Raw genomic sequence first — 20,068 nt, 5'->3', positions numbered from 1 at the left:
GGACCAACCTCAAGCCCGTCCGGCCCCTTCGGCCGGTGATGAACGCCATCGAGGTGGAGGGACTGACGCGGCGCTACGGCGACCTCGTCGCCGTCGACGACGTCTCCTTCGAGGTCGCCGAGGGGGAGATTCTCGGGCTGTTGGGACCGAACGGCGCGGGCAAGTCGACGCTCGTGAACACGCTCTGTACGCTTCTGAGACCGAGTTCGGGGACCGCGCGGGTCGCCGGCCGCGACGTGTCGGCCGACCCCGGCGGCGTCCGGGCGAGCATCGGCGCCGTCTTCCAGGAACCGGCGCTCGACGAGGAACTGACGGGCGCGGAGAACCTGCGGTTTCACGCGCGACTGTACGGCATCCGAACGGAGCGTAGACGGGAGCGGACGGCGATGGTCCTCGAACTGGTCGATCTCGCCGACGACGCGGACAAGCCGGTCGGCGAGTACTCCGGAGGGATGGCCCGACGGCTGGAACTCGCCCGCGGCCTACTCCACGAACCCGACGTGCTCTTTCTGGACGAACCGACCGTCGGCCTCGACGCGGGGACGCGAAAGACGGTGCGAGAGTACATCGATCGCTTGAACCGCGAAGCCGGCGTCACCGTCGTCCTGACGACTCACTACATGGAGGAGGCCGACGCGCTCTGTGACCGGGTCGCCATCGTCGACGACGGAAGCGTGGTCGCGCTCGACGCGCCCGACGCGCTGAAGGACTCGCTGGGTGGCGACGTCGTCCGTATCGGCACCGACGACCCGGCGGCCGTCGAGCGGGCCGTCCCCGACGAACCGTGGGTCCGCTCGGTGACAGTGTCCGGCGATGGCGTGGACGTGGGCGTCGACGACGGCGAGCGGCGGGTCGCGGCGCTGGTCACCGCCGCCAGCGACGCGGCCGCCGTCAGTACGGTCTCCGTCGACCGACCGACCTTAGAACGGGTGTTCCTCTCGCTGACCGGCCGCACCGTCGAGGAAGCGGCGGACTCGACAGGCGGCCCTCCCGCCGCAGCCGCGAGCGCCGGGACGGGCGGTGACGACGATGACTGAGGACGGCGGCCGACTCCGACGGGACGCCGTCGCCGTCTACGGCCTCTGGAAGCGCGATATCGTGCGTTTCTGGCGGGCCAAAAGCCGCGTCGTCGGCCTCCTCCTGGGGCCGTTCTTCATCCTCGTCTTCTTCGGCTTCGGGTTCAGCGACGCCCGCTTCGGCTCCGTCCCGTCGTCGCTCTCGTATCTCGAATACCTCGTGCCCGGCATACTGGGGTTCACGATGCTGTTCTCCGCCTCCTTCACGGGGCTGGCGGTGCTATCGGACCGCGAAGTCGGCTTCCTCAAGGAGATCCTGGTCGCGCCGGTGAGCCGCACCGCCATCGTCGTCGGGCGCATCGCCGGCGGCGCGACGACGACGATGTTGCAGGCGCTGCTCATCCTCGTGCTGGCGATCCCGCTGGGCTTTCGGCCGGCGTCGCTCGCGGGTGTGCTCGTCGCCGTTTCCTTCCTCGTCCTCGTCGCCGCGACGTTCATCGGTCTGGGGCTCGCCATCGCCTCGCAGTTCAAGGACACGCAGGGGTACAACCTCATCGTCAACTTCGCGCTGTTTCCGCTGGCGTTCCTCTCCGGGGCGTTCTACCCCCTCTCCAATCTCCCGCTCCCGCTCAGGCTCGTCGGCTATCTCAACCCCCTGACCTACGGCGTCGACGGGCTTCGCGGAGCGCTCGTCGGCTACTCCGAGCGGGCGCTGGTCGCGGACTTCGGCGCGATGGTCGTCGCCGCCGCCGTCACCGTCGCCCTCGGCGCAGCGCTGTTCCGCCGCGTCGAGGCGGTGTAATCAGCCGAAGAAGTCGGCCAGCCGCTCGGCCGCTTCGTCCACGCGCGGGGTCACCAGCGCGAAGCGGATCCAGTCGGCCCGGGAATCCCCGAACGCCTCGCCGGGCATCCCGCCGACGCCCGCCTCGTCGATGAGTTCGTAGACGTTCTCGAAACTCCCCGGGAAGTCCGGGAAGCGCGCCATCACGTAGAAGCCGCCGTCGGGCCGGTTGAACTCCGCGCCCGCCTCGTCGAGCGCCCCGCAGAAGCGGTCGATTCGGCGTTCGAGCCGGCGGCGGCAGTCGGCGTAGTACTCGGGCGAGGTGGTCTTCAACGCCCGCGAGACGGCGCACTGTGCGGGCCGACTCCCGGCGACGTTCGTCAGCATGTGGCGGGTGCGAGCCCGCTCTAGCAGGTCGCCGTTCGGACCGCCCTCCGGCGGGAAGACCGCGTACCCGACGCGGAAGCCGGTGATGGCCAGCGACTTCGAGAAGGAGTTCGTGGCGACGACGTTCGGCGAGTCCGCTTCGAGCGCGGACCCGAACCGCCCGGAGTAGTCGAAGTGGTCGTACACCTCGTCGCTCACGAGCAGGGCGTCGTTCGCCTCGGCGATGGCGGCGAACTCGGCCATCGCGTCGGCGTCGTACACCGCGCCGGTCGGGTTGTTCGGCGAGTTGACGACGAGGACGCTCGTCTCCTCGCTCGCCGCGGCCCGCACGGCCGCCGGGTCGAGTCGGCCGTCGTCGTCGACGGGGACGAATCTCGTCGTCGCACCGAGGAAGTTCGCTCGCCCGGCGTAGTAGGGGTAGACGGGGTCGGCGAGCAGGACTTCGTCGCCGTCGAAGTGGTCGAGACCGCCGGTCATGGCGAGGTGGTTGGCCTCGCCCGCGCCGTTCGTGACGATTACGCGCTCTACGGCCACGTCTCGGCGGGCGGCGATCTCCTCGCGGAGTTCCCGTAGGCCGACGCTGGGCGGGTACTGAAACTCGGTCGGCTCGGCCTCGGCGTAGTCCCGGAGGCCGTCGCGGAGGCCCTCGGGCGGGTCCCAATCGGGGTTGCCCGAGACCATGTCGACCACGTCCCGATCGGCCCGGGCGGCGTACTGCATCACCCGGAAGAACTGCGGCGTCTCGTAGTCCATACCGGCGGTGGGAGCCCCGAGACCGTCTGTCTTTCCGTTAGCGAGGAGGTTCGATGCAGTTACCGGCCGGTCACTGCCGAATGTAGAGCGTTATCGCGCCCAGCACCAGCAGCGTGATACCCCACGTGAGGTCCGACCCGGGGAGGAATCCGAGCACGAGCGTGACGATTCCCGAGGAGATGAGCGACCAGCCGATCGTCGTCTGGTAGGCCATACGATCGATTGGGCGGCCACACGGATAGGTTCGGGGCCGGCAACTGAACGCTTATCCCGCCCTGCCGTCAATCCCGAGATATGACCGAGGACAGCGAGACGCCGGTCGAAGCGCGCGTCGGCGAGGCGCTCCGCGAACGGAACGAGACCGTCGCCGTCGCAGAGTCCTGCACCGGCGGCCTCGTCGGATCGCTGCTGACCGACGTGCCGGGGTCCAGCGACTACTTCGACCGGTCGGTGGTGTCGTACTCCTACGACGCAAAGCAGGAACTGCTCGCCGTCTCCCGAGAGGCGCTCGACGCCCACGGGGCTGTCTCGGAACCGGTCGCCGACGAGATGGCTCGCGCCGTCAGGGACACCGCCGGCACCGACTGGGGTGTCGCCACGACGGGCGTCGCCGGACCGACCGGCGGATCGCCCGAGACGCCCGTCGGGACGGTGTACATCGCCGTCGCGCACGCTGCGCCCTGGGAGTCCGGCGACTCCGACTGCGCGGTCTCTCATTACGAGTTCGAGGGCGACCGAGCCGAGGTGAAAGAGCGCATCGCCGGACGGGCCCTCTCAGACCTGTTGGCGGCGGTACAGGAGGAGTAGTAAAGCCTTTCGGGAGCCACAGCGTCCGCCCGTGTAGATGAACAAACGCGGGCACGTCCTGAACGCCGTCCTCCTGAGCATCGGACTGGGATACGTCCTCGACCCGTCCGGCGACGTCTCGACGTTCGCGACCATCGCCGAGGTGTTCCTCCCGGTCGTGCTCGGCGCGCTGTTCCCCGACGTCGACACGGCCTTCGGCAGACACCGGAAGACGCTCCACAACCTCCCGGTGCTCCTCGTCTTCGTCGCCCATCCGATATACCACGGCGGCAACCTCCAGTGGGTGTGGCTCGGCGTGCTGACGCACTACGTCCTCGACATGTTCGGATCTCGGCGCGGGATCGCGCTGTTTTACCCGTTCTGGGACGAGGAGTTCGGCTTCCCGTCGGGGGTCACCACGTCGAGTGAGTACGCCGAGGTCGTCACCGTCGTCATCACCGCTCTCGAACTCGCGGGCGTCGCCGTCCTCGTCTACGTCCTCCCGCAGTATCTCCCGCCGGGGATCACGCGGCTGCTCGCCGAGAACACGGCATTGATCGCCTAGTACACCTTCACGTCGTCGAACTGCCCATCGTAAGCGACGTGGTCGGGGTGGGTCGGCGCAGTCCCCTGTAACATCACCCGGTCGAACTTCTCCCAGCTGTTCTCGTACCCCAAGTGGGCGAACTCCAGCATCCGACGGCCGGTGTGGGACACGCCGTCGCGGTGGACGATACGGCGCGGTTCGCCGTCCCGAAGCGCCGCCGCGAACGCCTCGGCGTCGTCGAACGAGCGGTCGAACGACACGTGGACCTCGCCGATGCTCCCGGTGCGGTGCGCGTACGAGGAGGCGAACGTCGGCAGATCCGTCTCGCGGGCGAACCGCTCCGCTCGTCGGGTGTGATGTGGCAGGAACTTCGTGTTGTACGTCTCGATCGCGTCGATGGTGTTCCTGTACGTCTCCAGTTCGCTGATGCCGAGGCTCACGCTCAGAAACCCGGGATGAGGAACCAACACGGCGGCTTCCTGCCGTCGCAGTTCCGCCATCGTTCCGTCGAGAGTGAGAAAGTCCGGCACCTGCTCTTCCAGCCCGACCGCGAGGACGTGTCGTCGTCGCTGCCACGTCCCGGTGAACAGCTCTCGGGCCGGATAGACCCGGAGGTCGTCGTCGGAGAACCGCTCGGCCCGAGCGCGGATCTCCGACAGTCGCGTGAAGTGCGGAGCGTACACGAGGGCGTCGAGTCCCCGCTCTCTCGCCCGCTGGACGACGGACTCGTCCAGCACTTTGACGTGTGGATCGACGTTGAACCCCTCGCTCGTCACGGCTTTCGTTATCTCGGTGGTCCCATTAGAGGTTTCTATTCGAAACAGCCTCGACGGTGGCGAACGCTTTTGTCCGAGGCCCGCCTCCCCCTCTGCAATGTCACGCTGGGAGTGCGCTATCGCGGGCGACGACAGCCGGTTCGACCGCGTCGAGGATCTCATCGTCCATCAGTCGACCGAACACGACCGCGTCTCCTGTAAGGTGTGCGGGACCGTCGTCCCCGACGGCTACTTCGCCATCAAACACGCGTTCGACGAACACTCGCGGGCCGAGTACGTCCGCGCCTACGACGCCTCCGCCGCGGAAGTCCGCCGGCGCGAGAACGTCAAGGAGTCCGTCGAGTCGACCGCAGACATGAACGAGATCATCGAGCGGTTAGAAGGGTGAGCCGACTGGGCACGTTCTGCCGCATATCGCTGACGCCTGATTGAGATCGTATCCGACTGTCCGAAAGCGACGCGCCGGTGTCAGGGCGACGACCGGAGGTATCCGCCCGTTCCGATCGCGAAGATGCCGAGCAGCGCCGGTACGATTCGGAGGAGCTGTGGCGTCGCCGTCAGCGGCGGTTTATCCGTCCGCGTCGTCACGAGGTCGTAGCGAGCGATGGCTCGCTGCCGCTCTTCGACGGCGGCCTCGCTGGGCGTCTCGACTCGCTCTCCCTCTTCGTTCCGCTCGCGTCGCTCCCGGCGAAGGGAGTACTCCGCCGCCCGGAGCGGTTCGTCCGCCGGCGGGAGACCCGCCTCGGGCGGCCGCTCGATGACCACTGTCGTCAGCCGACGGCGCTCGTCGTAGTCCTCCATCTCGCCGAGCCGCTCCGAGTCGGGATAGGAGAACTCGGGCGCGCCCTCGCCGACCGGGACCGTGTATTCGCCGCCGGCCCGGAGCGTCTCGACGTACAGCCGCTGTCCCCGCTCGGAGAGGTTCTCGTAGGCGACGATGCGATAGCCCTGTTCGCGGAGCTGTGACTCGTTCGCCGGGCTCCCGTCGCCCGTATCGTGGTACAAGACCGGCTGGACGGGAAACAACGCCGGGCCGATCAGGGCGACGACGCCCAGTACGAGCAGCGCGTTCCCGAGCGTATCGCGCCGGTTCATTCTAAATCGGCCCCCTCGAACCGCAGGTAGCCGATCGCCAGCGGGACGACGAGCCAGACGGCGAACACCGCGAGCGCCACCTCGTCGCCGAGGTACGCCGGCAGCTCGCTGTTCTCGCCGGCCCGCTGGAGGACCCGCTGTTCCATCCCCGCCGGCAGCACGAGGTTCACCGCCTTCCGATAGGCGATGAAGGGACTCGTGTACGTCACCGCGTTGTAGAGGTCGAGGTTCGGCTCGGCCCCGAGCATCGTGGTGTGGACCCACTGCGCGACGGTCGAGACGCCGATGCCGGGGACCACGTAGAGGATGACGAGCAGAAAGTACGACCCGATGGCGGCGGCGATGGCGCGGCTCCGCTCGGCGAGCGCCGAGGAGAGCGCGACGGCGATGGCGACGAACACGGCGGCGTAGGCGAGCGAGATAGCGAGCATTCCGACGACGACGCCGGCCGGGAGCACGCCGTGGCGGGCGACGGCGACGGCGCTGGCCGTCGCGAACATGAACGTCACGCCCGCGGCGACGACCGCGAGCCGGCTGAGGAGCTTCCCGAGGAACACGTCGCGGCGCGTGTTCGGCAGGCCGAGCAAGAACTTCACGCCGCCGCTCTCTCGCTCGCCGGCGATGGCCATGTAACTGGCGACGAGCGCGACGACGGGGAGCAACATCGCGAGCAGCAGCCCCATCGTCGAGAACAGCCGTACGACCGTCTCTCTCGGGGAGAGCTGATACCCCTGATACCCGAAGGCGATCAGCGCGGTGACCGCTCCCAACAGGGTCGCGACGGTCCACAGCGACCGCGAGCGGCGCGCCCCCTTGAAGTCCTTCCGCGCGACGTCGAGGGCGCTCACTGGAGCGCCTCCGCCGGGTCGTCCGTCGCCTCGTCCGCCGTCGCCGCCTCGCCGCCGTCGCGGCCGCCGCCGGTCAGCTCGTTGAACAGCGTTTCGAGGGGAACGGTCTCCGAGAGGATGTCCTCGACGGCGGCGCGCTCGGCGACGTGCGTGACCACGTCCACCTTCGCGCTCGGCTCCGAACACCGGACGACGAGCGTCCGGTCTTCGACCGTCGCGCGTTCGACGCCCGAGAGCGACTCGACGCCGAGGCCCGTCGGCGGCGTCGCGCATTCGAGCTCAACGGTGGCGTGACCGCCGGCGCTGTCCCGGAGGCCGTCGATGCTGTCGACGGCGACGAGTTCCCCCCGATTCATCACGCCGACGCGGTCACAGACCGCCTCGACCTCCGAGAGGATGTGACTGGAGAAGAAGACCGTCGTCCCGTCGGCCGCCCGGTCGCGGACGACCTCGCGCATCCGCCGGATGCCGTTGGGGTCGAGGCCGGTCGACGGCTCGTCGAGGATCAACAGGTCCGGGTCGCCGGCCAGCGCGATGGCGAACGCGAGGCGCTGTTGCATCCCCTTCGAGTAGTCGCCCGCGAGACGGTCGGCGTCGTCTTCGAGGCCCACGAGCGAGAGCAGTTCGTCGGGGTCGTCGTCGGCTCCCTTCGTCCCGATGGCCCATTCGAGGTACTCCCGACCGAGCAGCGGGTCGTCGAAGCCGTACCCCTCCGGGAGGACGCCGACCCGCCGCCTGATCGCCTCGGGGTCGGCCTGCGCGTCGATCCCGAGCACTTCGACGCTTCCCTCGGTGGGGCGGATGAAGTCCAGCAGGAGGTTGATGGTCGTCGACTTCCCGGCCCCGTTCGGGCCGAGGAAGCCGAACACCTCGCCCGACTCGACGGTCAGGTCGAGGTCGTCGACGGCGACGACGTCGCCGAATCGCTTCGTCAGTCCGTTCGTCTGGAGGGCAGGCATCGTGTAGCCGCACCGTCGAACGGTTCCCGCTTAAATGCTCAGAACAGTTCGATCGTATTTTGAGCCTTCTAACTCGTCGGCGGAGAACTGAACGGCTCCGCCGCTGGGGGGCCGGCTTATCGCTCTTCGCTATCCAACACCCGGATCTGGTCGCCGCGGACCGTCACCGGAATCGGGACCGTCGCCTCGTACAGTTCGACGGTGACCTGGTCCTTCCCCTCGTCGATGCGCTGGACCTGCGCCTTCTCGCCCTTGAACGGGCCGGCGATGAGTTCGACGATGTCCCCCTCGGCGATCCCCTCGACGTCGGGTTTCGGCGAGAGGAAGTGCTCGACCTCCGCGATGGAGGACTCGCCCTGCACGATACCGTTGGCGTGGGGAATCTCGTCCAAGATGCGGTCGAAGACGGCGGCGTCCTCGGCCTCGACCATCACGTAGCTGGTCAGCGAATCCGGGGCCAGCGCCGCGTGAATGTCCGGTTCCTCGCGGTTGATGATCATCTCCGCGACGGTGCGTTCCTGACTCGCCGTGGTCTTGACAGCGTAGATACCCATCTGTTTACACCGGCTTGCTTCCGGGGACGAACGTCATCACCGCGAAGATGACGAACCCGAGCAGTCCGACCAGCATGATACCGGCACCGGCGATCTTTGCGATTTGCGAGAACTCCTCCCAGGAGGGCGTACTCGCCAGTTTGAGTACGCGAACGTAGGAGGTGAGGTCGTACGGGACGTCCATAGCGGGTGGTATCCCCCGCTGGCTTTTCTATATTGTGGTCGCCGGTCGAAGAGAGCGACCACGAGCGCGACCGCCTCGGCGATCTCGCTATCCTGAACGCTTCGGGCGAACTTGCGCGACGTAACGTGATACCACAGTCGGCGCACGCGGCCGAAAATACCGGTGCAGAAGCAACTATCCGAGGACGTGGCGGGAAATGTCTGATTCTGCCATCAATTGGTAATTGCCACCATTTAGAACCTGCAAAAGGTTTATTCGAAATCCGCCCTTCCGTCTGAACGCGAACTTGGTGTCGCACCCGTATGCGCTTCGGGATCGCGTGACGTCACATCCATCTCCAACAATGTCAAAAGCAACCTCGCCTTTCGAAGCCGCTTTCCAGATGCAACGCGAGACTATCCAGCAGACGCAGGAACTCTTCCAGCAGAGCCTCCAGCTCCAGCAGAACGCGATGGAGGCGTTCATGGAGAACAGCATCAGCGCTCAGCGCTCCGCCCAGCAACAGGGGACCGAACTCCTCCAACAGCTCTTCAACGCGCAGCTCGACGCGTTCGAGTCGTCGATGGACGCCGACGAGGTCCGTTCGAAGCTCGACGCCCAGTTCGCGGAGAACGCCGAGCTGACCCAGGAGGTCCTCGACGCGCAGTACGAGCAGAACGCGGAGGTCGTCCGCAAACTGTTCAACGATCAGCTCGACGCCGTCGAGAGCTCCCTCGACGGCGAGCAGTTCCGCGACGCCGTCAACGACCAGTTCGAGGACTTCGAGGACACGCAAAACGACGCCTGGGACGAGTTCGAATCCGAGTTCGACGAGACGTTCGAGGACCTCAGCGAGTCACAGCGAGAGCTCGTCTCCGAGACCGTCTCCGCGGTCCTCAGCGCCCAGCGCCGGACCCAGGAAGACGCCGTCGAGAGCGTTCGGGCCGCCGAGTCGGTCTCCGAGAACGTTCAGGAGACCGCCGAAGAGACAACCCGGAACGTTCAGGAGACTGCCGAAGAGACGGCACAGCACGCGCAGGAGACCGCCGAGGAGGTCACGGAGAACGCCGACCGGGCTGTCGAGGAAGTCGCCGAACAGGCCCAACAGCAGCTATCCGGAGGCGACAACGCGGACGCGAGAGGGGATTCTGCCGACCACGGGACGGAACTCGAGACCGTCGAGGGACTCGGTGAGACGTACGCCGACCGGCTCCGGGAGGTCGGCGTCGAATCGATCGGCGACCTCGCCAGCACCGATGCGGGAACGGTCGCCGACGCGGCCGAGGTCGCGGAGGACCGCGCCAGCGACTGGATCAACAGCGCTCAGTCACAGGCCTGACGGTCTCGTAGCGTAAGGGCGCGTCGACCTCGCTTTCACAGCTCTTTTCGGGAGAAAGTCCGCGACGACCGGCTTCGACCGGATTACTCGACGAAGTCGATGTCTTCGCCCATCTGCTTGGCGGCGCGCTCCTGTTCGGCCTCGCTCTGGCCGTATATCTGCGGGCTCTCGACGCCGGTGACGACGATCATCGTCTCCATCTTCCCCTGGAAGTCGTTGTTGATGGACGCCCCCCAGATGATGCGGGCGTCGGGGTCGATGCGGTCGTAGATCTCCTCGACGACGCCCTCGGCCTCCTCGATACTCATGTCGGGACCGCCGACGACGTTGACCAGCGCGGAGTTCGCGCCGTCGAACTCCACGTCCAGCAGCGGCGAGCGGAGCGCCGAGCGGATGGAGTCCTGGGCCTTGTTCTCGCTGTCGGACTCGCCCAGCCCGATCATGGCGACGCCGCCGTTCTCCATGATGGTGCGGACGTCGGCGAAGTCCACGTTGACGAGACCGGGCTTGGTGATGAGTTCGGTCATGCCCTTGACCGAGCGCATCAGCACGCGGTCGCAGATCTTGAAGGCGTCCTGCAGCGGCATCGACGGCGCGTAGTCGAGGAGGCGGTCGTTCGGGACGACGATGACGGTGTCGGAGACGGCCCGCAGGCGTTCGAGACCGGCGTCGGCGTTCGCGCGGCGGCGTTCGCCCTCCGCCGTGAACGGGATCGTGACGATAGAGATCGTGAGCGCGCCGGCGTCCTGTGCGGCCTGCGCGACGACGGGAGCCGAACCGGTCCCGGTGCCGCCGCCGAGCCCGGCGGTGACGAAGACCATGTCGGAGCCGTCGATGGACTGCTGGATGTCCTCTAGGTCCTCCTGGGCGGCCTCCTCGCCGATTTTCGGGACCGAGCCCGCGCCGCGGCCGCCGGTGCGCTTGCGACCGATGAGGATCTTCGTGTCGGCTTCCACTTCGTCGGCTAAGTGCTGGGCGTCCGTGTTCGCGGCGACGAGTTTCGCGCCGTGAATGCCCTCCTCCATCATGCGGGTGACGGTGTTCCCGCCGGCACCGCCGCAGCCGACGACGGTGATCTTCGTCTCTAAGTCCTTGACGACGCTGGCCAGTTCGTCGTCGGTCATCGTCCCGGACGTCGACACGTCCTCTCGCCCGGGGCTCGTCTCCGTCTCGGCCGCTGGCTCCGAGGCGCCGTCCCGTTCGTCTTCGGCCTCCTCGATAGCGTCGTCGATAATCGAGTCCATATTTAAATCCCCGTTGCAGACGGACGTTCATTAGTTTTCCCCCTCAGTCTGACGCACGTCTGACGATTTCCCCCTCGATTTCGGGCCATTTTCTACAGCGTAAATCGACGTATACGTTCGCGTTGGACGCGCTCCGGTTCGATTACGTCACCGTCGACTTCGACGGCCTCGCCCGCGGAGAGCTTTCCGAACTTCGGGCCTTCGGGGACGCCGGTGGTGCGCGCGAGGTCGGGGTCGAACGCCTCCTCGCGGGCGACGAGCTCGTCGCCCTCCCGCTCGACGCTGTCGTAGCGACGGCGGAGAATCTCGGCCAGCGCCGACACCAGCGAATCGCGGGTCGTCTCGGGCGGCAGGACGAACGGCCCGGTGACGACGGTGCCGCGCTGCTCGGTACCGAACGCGAGCGCGTTGGACGCGACCCACTCCCGAAGCGCCTCGGCGTCGATGCCGGCGGCCTCGGAGCGGAGGTCCGCGGGCGGTTCGACGACCTCCCAGTCGGTCCGGCGCTCGGCCGCCGTGGCCGGGTCGCCGAACCGGAGGCCGCCTTCGACCGGCGCGACTTCCGCCTCCAGCGCCTCGACCAGTTCGAGCGGGACGCCGGTGGTCTCGCGGACGAACGTCTCCTCGACGACTCGGTAGCCGAGTCGCTCCAGCGTCGATTCGAGGGCCGGTCGCTCGGCTTCCAGCAGGGCGTAGTCGGCCGCGCTGGCGTCGAAGGCCCGTTCGAGGACCGCCTCGCGTTCGGCGTCGGTCTCGGCCCACTCGTCGAGGGCCGAGAGGGACCAGTCGGCGGCGACGTGGCCGACGGCCCAGTCGGTCTCCCGAATCACGCGCTCGAACCGCGGGGCGTAGTGGCCGCCGCCGAAGCCGACGAGGTGGCGACGGCTGCCGTTCTCCCGGGGCGCATCCGCCGCAACGTCACGCAGGGAGAGAATCGCGCGAGCGACGGCGCGGGCCGCGTCGGGGTCGCGCCACTGCGCCTCGGCGCTCCCGACTTCGACGAACATCGAGGGGACGCCGACGCTCGTCGGTCCGTGGTGCGTGCACTCGACGCCGACCTCGTAGCCCTCGGGCGCGTGTTCGGCGAGCGCGGTCACGACTTCGCGCTGGGCGTTCGGACACGCGCGGGCGAACCGCCCCGCTTCGCCGCCGAACTCCGCCTCGCCGAAGTTACCGGTGTGATGGGCGGTCAGGAGTTCGTCGGTCTCGCCGGCGTGTCGGGAGGCGAAGACGAGCAGGTCGGGGTCGTCGAACGCCTCGGCGACGCCGTCCAGTTCGAGATGCCAGTCGTCGAACTCGCGCAGTTCCGCCTCGTCGGTTCGGTAGACGGTGCCGCCGCCGTCGGCGTCGGGGCGGCTGTCGTCGGTCGTCTCCGTCCAGTCGGCGGTCTCTCGCAGATGTTCTCCCACGTGGACGGACGCTTCGTCGGCCCGGGAGACGACGACTGCGAGCATCAGTCGGCCTGGTCCACGTGGACCGGCTCACGTCCCATCGCGGTGCGGAACGCGTCGGTCGCCCGTCCGAACAGCTCTTTCAGCGACTCGCGCCGGAGGAAGAACAGCCCGAGACCGGCGGCGACGTACAGGACCGTGTAGCCGATGAGCAGGTCGTGGCTCGTGATCGGCAACACCAGCAGGTCCTGGATGAGCGCGAACTCTATCAGCACCTGCGTGATGAACAGGACGAACAGGACGACCGCTTCCCGTAGCGAGATCTCGAAGTTACAGAGGAGCGCCAGCGCGAAGAACGACTGGGCGGCCGTGATCCAGATCTCGGCGGACTGGCGGGCGTCGAACGGGAGGACGCCGTAGCCGCCGAACGCGATGGAGTAGACGACGGCGATGGTCCCGATGAGGAGCGTCCACTGGTTGAGCTTCGAGGAGATGAGCGCGTTGAACCCGGCGGTCGAACGCGCCTTGTTGACCAGCACCGCGACGACGATGAGTTCCGGCGACTCGCTGGCCAGCGGTGCGACCCACTGAATCATGAAGAACGAGGGGATGCCGTTGGCCAGTCCGATCGCCTCCAGTCCGTGTGCGAACGGTTCCACGGCGGTGAATATCATCAGCCCGGAGTAGCCGAAGAGCACCAGCACCGACAGCGGTCGCCACGGGATCGACCACGACTGGAGGTACTCGGGAACGCCGACGGTGTGGTCGTGGGCCTCGACGTCGGACTTGAGGACGAGACCGATGTACAGTACGTAGAGGCCGACTAGGAACAGCGTGTCGAGCGCGCCGATGCCGCCGCCGAGGGGAACGAGGAAGGCCCACCCGGTCGCCACGAAGAGGAAGGCGATCTCCGTGGCGATGTCGCGGTCCAACTGGACCGCGCTCTTGAGGAACCCATCCCGGTTTACGACCGCGGGGTCGGCGGTCGAACTCGCTCGCATGACGGTGAACAGGGCGATACCGGCCCACCCGACGCCGATGAGGATGCGGTTCGCGCCGGTCATGTTCGCCACGGCGAGGTTGGCGTCGTGGCAGGCCCGCGCGAGCTCGGTCTCGCCGGCGTCGATGGCGGCCGGCGAGAGCTGCGAACAGGCTTCGATGGTCGCGCCACCCGCCCCGGCGTTCCACGCGTAGAGCGCGTCGACGGCGTACTCGGGGGCGACGGCGAGCACCGCGAGCACGGCGATCGCGAACGCGCGCGGCACGTCTTTCTCGGCCGTCTCGGCCCCCCACGCGAGGAGGAACGACGCGCCGAGGACCGCCAGTCCGCTCACCGCGACGGTCGTGACTCGGCCCATCCCGTAGCCGAGGAGGCTCGCACCGACCCAGGCGGCGGTCAACAGGACCGCGCCCGCGATCTGCACCAGCGGATGACGTAGACGACTCACTACGTGTCCACAGCACAGGTCGGCGTGAAAAACTTGCGAAACTGCGTCCGAACGCGGGTTCGAGGACGACAGCGAACCCGCCGAAGCGCCGCCGCTCGCCGGCCCAGAGCGTGTCGTTCATGTGTCCCGCGCGCACTGGCAGGCGTATGGACGTCTACGGTCTCATCGGGAACCCGGTCGGGCACTCGCTGTCGCCGCCGATGCACGAGGCGGGCTACGAGGCGCTCGGCATCGACGCGAAGTACGTCACATTCGAACCCGCCGCCGACGGGGGAGCGGCGGCCGTCGAGGCGGCCGACCGACTCGGCGTCGCGGGCCTGAACGTCACCATCCCGTTCAAACAGGACGTGCTCGACGCCGTCTCGCCCGATCCGCTCGCCGAACGCATCGGCGCGGTCAACACTATCGACTTCGGTGACGGGACACCGACGGGTTACAACACGGACGCCGTCGGAGCCGTTCGAGCGCTCGAACACCACGGCGTGGACCTCTCCGGAACGGCCGTCGTCGTCGGTGCAGGCGGAGCCGGTCGGGCCGTCGCGTTCGGCCTCGCAGACGAGGGCATGAGCGTTCGCGTCGCCAATCGAACCGAGTCGAAGGCCCGCGACCTCGCCGGAGAGGTCCCCGACGCAAGCGGGCACGGACTCGCCGGACTGGCCGAGTTGCTCGCCGACGCCGACGTCCTCGTCAACTGTACCAGCGTCGGGATGGACGAGGACGAGACGCCGGTGCCGGCCGAGGCGTTACACGGCGAGCTGGCCGTTCTCGACGCCGTCTACTCGCCGCTGTCGACGCGGCTCCTGCGTGACGCCGCCGAGGTCGGGGCGACGACCATCGACGGCGCGTGGATGCTCCTGTATCAGGGCGTCGAGGCGTTCGAGCTCTGGACCGGCGAAGACGCGCCCGTAAACCCGATGAACGACGCACTTCGCGCGGGTCTGTGACGGACGCGTACCAGCAAGAGATTAGTGTCGGGGGAAAGTAGTCCCGCGCATGGGTCTGCTTCAGAAACTGAAATCTGCCCTCGGGCTCGACGGGGCGGAGTCCGCGTCAGGGAACGGGTCCGGGTCGCCCGGCGACGTGGACGTGACCGTCGAGCGCGAACCATCTACTGAGGACGAAGACGCAGTCAAGGGGACCGAGACTGCGGTGACGGACGGCAGCGAGACCGAGACTCCGAGCACCGACGCGGGCGCGGCGACCGACGACGAGACGGCCGCCGCCGACGCGACCGTGCCCGACGAGAGCGGGTCGATAGACGCCACGGTCCCCGAGGCCGAGCCCGAGATCGGCGAGGGGAGCGACGACCCGGTCACCGAGATCAAGGGCATCGGCCCGGCCTACGCGAAGCGACTCAACGGTCTCGGTATCGACACCGTCGGCGACCTCGCGGCGGCGGACGCCGCCGAGATAGCCGCGGAGACGGACCTCTCCGAGAGCCGGATCGACGGCTGGATCGAGCGCGCCAAGGACTACTAGTCGGAATCGCAAACGAGTTAGCCACCCGCCTGCTTCTCCCCGGTAATGCCAACGGTCGAGACGGATCGCGACACGTTCGAGCGACTCGCGTCTGACGCCCCGAAGGCGGCGCGGGTCCCGGTCGCGGCCCGCGTCACCGTCGATGATCCCTTTCTCGCCTACCGGCGGGCGCGCGACCCCGGCGGCGGCGTCTATCTGGCGACGACGGGCGGCCAGTCGGGGTGGGGGTACTTCGGGACGGCACCCGCGGACTTCCTCGAGGTCGGTGCCGACGACGGCGAGACGCTCGCGGCGCTCGGCGAACTGCTCGACGGCGAGACGCTGGTTCGCGGCGACTGCTCGGTTCCGTATCCGTGCGGGGCGATCGGCTGGCTCTCCTACGACGTGGCCCGCGAGCTGGAGACGCTCCCCGAGAGCGCGGTCGCCGACCGAGCGCTGCCGCAGTTGCAGGTCGCCACCTACGACCGCCTCGCGGCGTGGGAAGAGCCGCGCGGCGACGGGCCGGTCGCACTCACCGTGACCGCGTGCCCTCGGCTCGACGAGTACGATTCCGTCGAACGAGCCTACGAGTTCGGCAAGCGACACGCGCTGGAGCTCGCCCGCGAGGCCACCAAGGGCGACCACAGCGTCGAGGACCCGCCGGTCGAGACGGACGCCGCCGAGTTCGAGAGCGACTGCACCCGCGAGTCGTTCGCGGAGCGCGTGCGGACGGTCAAGCGGTACATCCGCGACGGCGACACCTTTCAGGCGAACGTCTCACAGCGACTGAGCGCGCCCGCGGCGGTCCACCCCGTCGAGGCGTTCGACGCCCTTCGAACGGTGAATCCGGCCCCCTACTCGGCGCTCGTCGAGTTCCCCGGCGTCGACCTCGTCAGCGCCAGTCCGGAACTGCTGCTCCACCGCGACGGCGACCGCCTCGTCACCGAACCGATCGCCGGGACCCGCCCCCGCGGGGAGACGCCCGAGGTCGACGACCAGTTAGAGGCCGACCTACTGGCCGACGAGAAGGAGCGGGCCGAACACGCGATGCTCGTCGACTTAGAGCGCAACGACCTCGGGAAGGTGAGCCGCTTCGGCACGGTCGAGGTGACCGACTACCGCCGCGTCGACCGCTACTCCGAGGTGATGCATCTCGTCTCGGAAGTCGAGGGGCGACTGCGAGCGAGCGCCACGCTCGAAGACGCTATCGCGGCGGTGTTCCCCGGCGGCACCATCACTGGCGCGCCCAAACCCCGGACGATGGATATCATCGACGAGGTGGAGGAAACCCGCCGCGGTCCCTACACCGGCTCTATCGGCGTCTTCGGCTTCGACGGGCGAGCGACACTCAACATCGTCATCCGCACGCTGGTCCGGTACGCCGACGAGTACCACCTCCGGGTCGGCGCGGGCGTCGTCCACGACTCGGACCCCGACAGCGAGTACGACGAGACGCTGGATAAGGGGCGAGCGCTCGTCAACGCCGTCGACGAGGCGCTCGGCCGGCGAGCGGACTTCTCGGTGGAGGGGACGCGGTGAGCGACCGACTCGGCGGCGACCGGCGCGCTCGCGGCGCGACGCCCGGCGACGCGCTCGCACCGACCGTCCTCGTCGTCGACAACTACGACTCGTTCGCGTACAACCTCGTCCAGTACGTCGGCGAGGTCGTCTGCCGACTCGGGGGGAGCGAGGACGACGTGATCGTCCGCCGCAACGACGCCGTCACCGTCGCGGAGATCCGCGACCTCGACCCCGACGGCATCGTCGTCTCGCCGGGGCCGGGGACGCCCGAGGACGCGGGCGTCTCTATGCCGATCTTCGCCGACCTGCGCTACCCGACGCTGGGCGTCTGTCTCGGTCATCAGGCGCTGTGTGCGGCCAACGGAGCCTCGGTCGGCCACGCCGAGGCCGTCGTCCACGGCAAGTCCTCGAAAGTGACCCACGACGGCACCGGCGTCTTCGCCGACGTCCCGGACCCGGTCGAGGTGGGCCGGTACCACTCGCTGGCCGTCGGCCGCGAGGGCTTACCCGACGTCCTCGAAGAGACCGCTCACACCGTCGAGGACGCGGCGGAAGACGTCGTGATGGCGGTCCGCCACCGCGACGCGCCCCACGTCGGCGTCCAGTTCCACCCCGAAAGCATCCTGACCGACCACGGGAAGACGATGGTCGAGAACTTCTGTCTCTCATGCAATACCACGTAGACGGCGAACTCGTCCCGGAAGACGACGCCACGGTATCGGTGCTGGACCGCGGGTTCATGTACGGCGACGCGGGCTTCGAGACGCTGCGGGTCTACGGCGGCGACCCCTTCGAGTGGGAGGCGCACCGAAACCGCCTCCAGCACACCGCCGAGACGCTCGGCTTCGCCGACGCCGTGCCCGACGACCTGCGAGCGCGAGTCGACGAGACGCTCGCCGCGAACGACCTCTCGGAGGCGTATCTCAAGGTCTCGGTCACGCGCGGCGTCCAGCCCGGCAAGCTCACGCCCGGACACGAGGTGGACCCGACGGTCGTCGTCATCTGCAAGGAACTGCCGCGCGGCGGACGCGACGGGAAGCGGGCCTGGGACGGTCCGGCGGCCGTCCAGACGGTTCGGACCCGGCGGACGCCGAGCGAGGCGGTCCCGGCCGACGTGAAGACGCACAACTACCTCAACGGTATCCTCGGCAAGCTCGAACTCCGCCGGGCGGCCGCCGGCGGCGACCCGGCCGACGAGTGCCTGATGCGCGATATCGACGGCAACGTCGCCGAGGGCGCGACGAGCAACGTCTTCTTCGTCGCCGAGAACGCGCTGCGGACGCCGGGCGCGGATCTCGACCTCCTGCCGGGCGTGACCCGCGACGTGGTGATGGAACTGGCCCGCGAGGAGGAGTTCCCGGTCGAGACGGGCCGCTACTCGCTCGATGACCTGCGAAACGCGGACGAGGCGTTTCTCACCAACTCGACCTGGGAGATCCGCCCGATAGCGACCGTCGACGGCATCAAGGTCGGTACCGGGCCGATGACGAAACTGCTCCAGCGGCTGTTCGACGAGCGTATCGAGGCTGCACACTACTGAAAAAAGCGGGAGCGCGGACTCGTCAGTACGGCGCGTAACAGACCCAACTCTCCGGCGGGACCGAGACGTTCGTGTAGCCGCCGCTGCCGGTCGAGATGTCGCCCGCGTGGCCCGTGTAGTCGTTCAGCGTCGTGTTCGACCACGACGTATAGACGTTCGCCGAGCGCCAGCTGCCCGTCCGGTTGAGTCCGACGAGCAGGTTGTTGTACCGCTCGAAGACGTACAGCGGGCTGGAGGAGTGGCGCGTGTAGGCCGCTCCGCCGGCGAGGTTGTTCCGAATCCAGAGCAGGTTCTGGATGTCGCCGTCGCTGACGCCGACGCGGTTGCTGTAGACGCGGGGATATCCCTCGTAAGTCAAGATGTACGCGTAGGCGAGTTTCTCCAGTTTCGGCGGGCCGCTGTCGTGATTCGAGACGAATGTGAGCGCCTGATAGGGCGACTGGTCGACGACGCCGGCCCCGTCCAGCGCTCGCAGGTCGCCGTAGGGCTTGAACGCGTCTTTCATCTTGTAGTACAGCGGGTAGTCGGTCACCGACATCCCGGTATTGGCGTACTGCATGCAGTAGTCGACCGAACCGTCGAGGCATTCGCCGACTGTCCAGAGGCCGAGGTCGTCGGCCCACTCGTTGGCGTAGTCCTCGAAGAACCACTCGGGGACGTGTTTGACCGCGTCCCAGCGGATGCCGTCGACGCCGAGGTTAGCGTACTTCTGCACGTAATCCTGTATCTGCCCGCGAACGTACGACGACTCCTGCTTGAGGTCTTTCAGCCCGACGAGCCAGTCGTTCTCGACGGACTCCGGGTCGGAGTAGTCTATCGAATCTTCCGGGTGGAAATCCCGCTCGCTGAAGTACGGCAGGTCGTCGAAGGTGATGCCGGGCGCGCCGCGGAAGTCGTCGTTCGCCGCCATGTGGTTGACGACGGCGTCCGCAATCACGTCGAGGCCCTGATTGTGGGCCTCGTCCACCATCGACTGGTACTCCGCTTCGGTGCCGAAGACGCTGTCGAAGTTCTTGAGATCGACCGGCTGGTAGCCGAGCGGCGGGTCGGTGACGCCCTCCTGATGGCTCCTGTCTAACCGGCTGTACTGCGCCGGCGGCACCTGAATCGCGTCGTAGCCCTGTGCGGCGATAGTCGAGAGGTCGCTCTCGACCTGCGTCCAGTCGGTGTGGTAGTACTGATACACCGCGCTGGAACCCACCGCCTGCGCGCCGCCCGTCGTCAGTGAAGCACCCGTCGCCGCCGCGCCGAGTGCGCCCATGCCTCTGAGTACGTCACGTCGGGAGAAGTCCTCGCTTCCCCCTGCGAACTGTCGTGTCATCTTCGTGGTTTCCCTTGGTCGTCAGTCGCATTCCGTGTGGGATCTACTGGCATCCCACAACGCGTGATGAATTACTACATAACATTAAAGATAAGGATGTTATAGGCTCCCAATATATACGTCTACGAAGTTGTTCGGAGA

Annotated in this window: 23 protein-coding genes; 11 read left to right on the top strand and 12 right to left on the bottom strand. The window is 67.8% G+C overall.

Annotated elements, in window-relative coordinates:
* The first annotated feature begins 38 nt into the window (after positions 1-38).
* Both GO488_RS04350 and GO488_RS04345 read left to right on the top strand, forming a co-directional pair.
* Positions 39-1,037, top strand: a complete 999-nt coding sequence (locus tag GO488_RS04350) for an ABC transporter ATP-binding protein (RefSeq protein WP_162316569.1) — start codon at positions 39-41, stop codon at positions 1,035-1,037.
* Positions 1,030-1,818 carry an ABC transporter permease gene (locus GO488_RS04345; RefSeq protein ID WP_162316568.1) on the top strand — a complete coding sequence of 263 codons (789 nt, stop codon included), beginning with the start codon at positions 1,030-1,032 and terminating at the stop codon, positions 1,816-1,818. The genes GO488_RS04350 and GO488_RS04345 overlap by 8 nt, the downstream gene beginning before the upstream one ends.
* On the opposite strand, the gene GO488_RS04340 is transcribed toward GO488_RS04345, so the two are convergent.
* Positions 1,819-2,937 carry a pyridoxal phosphate-dependent aminotransferase gene (locus GO488_RS04340; protein WP_162316567.1) on the bottom strand — a complete coding sequence of 373 codons (1,119 nt, stop codon included), beginning with the start codon at positions 2,935-2,937 and terminating at the stop codon, positions 1,819-1,821.
* Between the two features lie 70 nt (positions 2,938-3,007).
* Entirely contained in the window at positions 3,008-3,151 is a 144-nt protein-coding gene (locus tag GO488_RS19600) for a hypothetical protein (protein ID WP_164509616.1), read from the bottom strand.
* A gap of 80 nt (positions 3,152-3,231) precedes the next feature.
* Between GO488_RS19600 and GO488_RS04335 the strand changes: the two genes are divergently transcribed.
* Positions 3,232-3,744 carry a CinA family protein gene (locus tag GO488_RS04335; RefSeq protein WP_162316566.1) on the top strand — a complete coding sequence of 171 codons (513 nt, stop codon included), beginning with the start codon at positions 3,232-3,234 and terminating at the stop codon, positions 3,742-3,744.
* 37 nt (positions 3,745-3,781) lie between these two features.
* On the top strand, positions 3,782-4,288 hold the full coding sequence (locus tag GO488_RS04330) for a metal-dependent hydrolase (protein ID WP_162316565.1): 507 nt from the start codon (positions 3,782-3,784) through the stop codon (positions 4,286-4,288).
* On the opposite strand, the gene GO488_RS04325 is transcribed toward GO488_RS04330, so the two are convergent.
* Positions 4,285-5,046 carry a PHP-associated domain-containing protein gene (locus GO488_RS04325; RefSeq protein ID WP_162316564.1) on the bottom strand — a complete coding sequence of 254 codons (762 nt, stop codon included), beginning with the start codon at positions 5,044-5,046 and terminating at the stop codon, positions 4,285-4,287. The two genes, GO488_RS04330 and GO488_RS04325, sit on opposite strands and share 4 nt — an antisense overlap.
* Positions 5,047-5,143: 97 nt before the next feature.
* On the opposite strand from GO488_RS04325, the gene GO488_RS04320 reads away from it, so the two are divergent.
* Positions 5,144-5,434: a DUF7565 family protein gene (locus tag GO488_RS04320; protein WP_162316563.1), complete on the top strand. Its 291-nt coding sequence runs from the start codon at positions 5,144-5,146 to the stop codon at positions 5,432-5,434.
* A gap of 80 nt (positions 5,435-5,514) precedes the next feature.
* Here the strand turns inward: GO488_RS04320 and GO488_RS04315 are convergent, their stop codons facing one another.
* The 5 genes from GO488_RS04315 to GO488_RS04295 form a co-directional block, all read right to left on the bottom strand.
* The gene (locus GO488_RS04315; RefSeq protein ID WP_162316562.1) at positions 5,515-6,141 is read right to left on the bottom strand and encodes a hypothetical protein; all 627 of its coding nucleotides are present in this window, start codon (positions 6,139-6,141) and stop codon (positions 5,515-5,517) included.
* On the bottom strand, positions 6,138-6,989 hold the full coding sequence (locus GO488_RS04310) for an ABC transporter permease subunit (protein ID WP_162316561.1): 852 nt from the start codon (positions 6,987-6,989) through the stop codon (positions 6,138-6,140). The genes GO488_RS04315 and GO488_RS04310 overlap by 4 nt, the downstream gene beginning before the upstream one ends.
* The gene (locus GO488_RS04305; protein WP_162316560.1) at positions 6,986-7,948 is read right to left on the bottom strand and encodes an ABC transporter ATP-binding protein; all 963 of its coding nucleotides are present in this window, start codon (positions 7,946-7,948) and stop codon (positions 6,986-6,988) included. Before GO488_RS04305 ends, GO488_RS04310 begins: the two co-directional genes overlap by 4 nt.
* 116 nt (positions 7,949-8,064) lie before the next feature.
* Positions 8,065-8,502: a transcription elongation factor Spt5 gene (locus GO488_RS04300; protein ID WP_162316559.1), complete on the bottom strand. Its 438-nt coding sequence runs from the start codon at positions 8,500-8,502 to the stop codon at positions 8,065-8,067.
* A gap of 4 nt (positions 8,503-8,506) precedes the next feature.
* Positions 8,507-8,686 carry a protein translocase SEC61 complex subunit gamma gene (locus tag GO488_RS04295; RefSeq protein WP_162316558.1) on the bottom strand — a complete coding sequence of 60 codons (180 nt, stop codon included), beginning with the start codon at positions 8,684-8,686 and terminating at the stop codon, positions 8,507-8,509.
* 382 nt (positions 8,687-9,068) lie between these two features.
* Here GO488_RS04295 and GO488_RS04290 point away from each other — a divergent pair, with 382 nt between their 5' ends.
* The gene (locus tag GO488_RS04290; protein ID WP_241692889.1) at positions 9,069-10,004 is read left to right on the top strand and encodes a helix-hairpin-helix domain-containing protein; all 936 of its coding nucleotides are present in this window, start codon (positions 9,069-9,071) and stop codon (positions 10,002-10,004) included.
* Positions 10,005-10,087: 83 nt separating this feature from the next.
* On the opposite strand, the gene ftsZ is transcribed toward GO488_RS04290, so the two are convergent.
* From ftsZ to GO488_RS04275, 3 genes are all read right to left on the bottom strand, one after another.
* Positions 10,088-11,248 (bottom strand): cell division protein FtsZ, encoded by a 1,161-nt coding sequence (gene ftsZ, locus GO488_RS04285; protein WP_162316556.1) that lies wholly within the window; start codon positions 11,246-11,248, stop codon positions 10,088-10,090.
* A 92-nt stretch (positions 11,249-11,340) separates the two neighbouring features.
* Positions 11,341-12,702, bottom strand: a complete 1,362-nt coding sequence (locus GO488_RS04280) for a D-aminoacyl-tRNA deacylase (RefSeq protein ID WP_162316555.1) — start codon at positions 12,700-12,702, stop codon at positions 11,341-11,343.
* Positions 12,702-14,063 (bottom strand): sodium:calcium antiporter, encoded by a 1,362-nt coding sequence (locus tag GO488_RS04275; RefSeq protein ID WP_162317533.1) that lies wholly within the window; start codon positions 14,061-14,063, stop codon positions 12,702-12,704. The genes GO488_RS04280 and GO488_RS04275 overlap by 1 nt, the downstream gene beginning before the upstream one ends.
* Before the next feature lie 170 nt (positions 14,064-14,233).
* On the opposite strand from GO488_RS04275, the gene GO488_RS04270 reads away from it, so the two are divergent.
* Genes GO488_RS04270 through GO488_RS04250 form a run of 5 tightly spaced genes read left to right on the top strand, consistent with a single transcriptional unit; the run spans position 14,234 to position 18,606 of the window.
* Positions 14,234-15,031, top strand: a complete 798-nt coding sequence (locus GO488_RS04270) for a shikimate dehydrogenase (RefSeq protein WP_162316554.1) — start codon at positions 14,234-14,236, stop codon at positions 15,029-15,031.
* Positions 15,032-15,080: 49 nt separating this feature from the next.
* Positions 15,081-15,566 carry a helix-hairpin-helix domain-containing protein gene (locus GO488_RS04265; RefSeq protein WP_162316553.1) on the top strand — a complete coding sequence of 162 codons (486 nt, stop codon included), beginning with the start codon at positions 15,081-15,083 and terminating at the stop codon, positions 15,564-15,566.
* Between the two features lie 45 nt (positions 15,567-15,611).
* Positions 15,612-17,084 (top strand): aminodeoxychorismate synthase, component I, encoded by a 1,473-nt coding sequence (gene pabB, locus GO488_RS04260; RefSeq protein ID WP_162316552.1) that lies wholly within the window; start codon positions 15,612-15,614, stop codon positions 17,082-17,084.
* On the top strand, positions 17,081-17,749 hold the full coding sequence (locus GO488_RS04255) for an anthranilate synthase component II (protein ID WP_162316551.1): 669 nt from the start codon (positions 17,081-17,083) through the stop codon (positions 17,747-17,749). The genes pabB and GO488_RS04255 overlap by 4 nt, the downstream gene beginning before the upstream one ends.
* A complete protein-coding gene (locus GO488_RS04250) occupies positions 17,734-18,606 on the top strand; it encodes an aminotransferase class IV (RefSeq protein WP_162316550.1) in 873 nt (290 codons plus the stop codon). The genes GO488_RS04255 and GO488_RS04250 overlap by 16 nt, the downstream gene beginning before the upstream one ends.
* Before the next feature lie 22 nt (positions 18,607-18,628).
* On the opposite strand, the gene GO488_RS04245 is transcribed toward GO488_RS04250, so the two are convergent.
* Positions 18,629-19,927, bottom strand: coding sequence for an alpha-amylase domain-containing protein (locus GO488_RS04245; protein ID WP_162316549.1), 1,299 nt, complete (start codon positions 19,925-19,927; stop codon positions 18,629-18,631).
* Positions 19,928-20,068 lie beyond the last annotated feature (141 nt).

Origin of the sequence: Haloarcula limicola, from assembly GCF_010119205.1 — an archaeon.
GTDB classification, from domain to species: Archaea; Halobacteriota; Halobacteria; order Halobacteriales; family Haloarculaceae; genus Haloarcula; species Haloarcula limicola.
The sequence above is the reverse complement of the archived record's forward strand: the minus strand, read 5'-3'. Positions and strand labels throughout refer to the sequence as shown.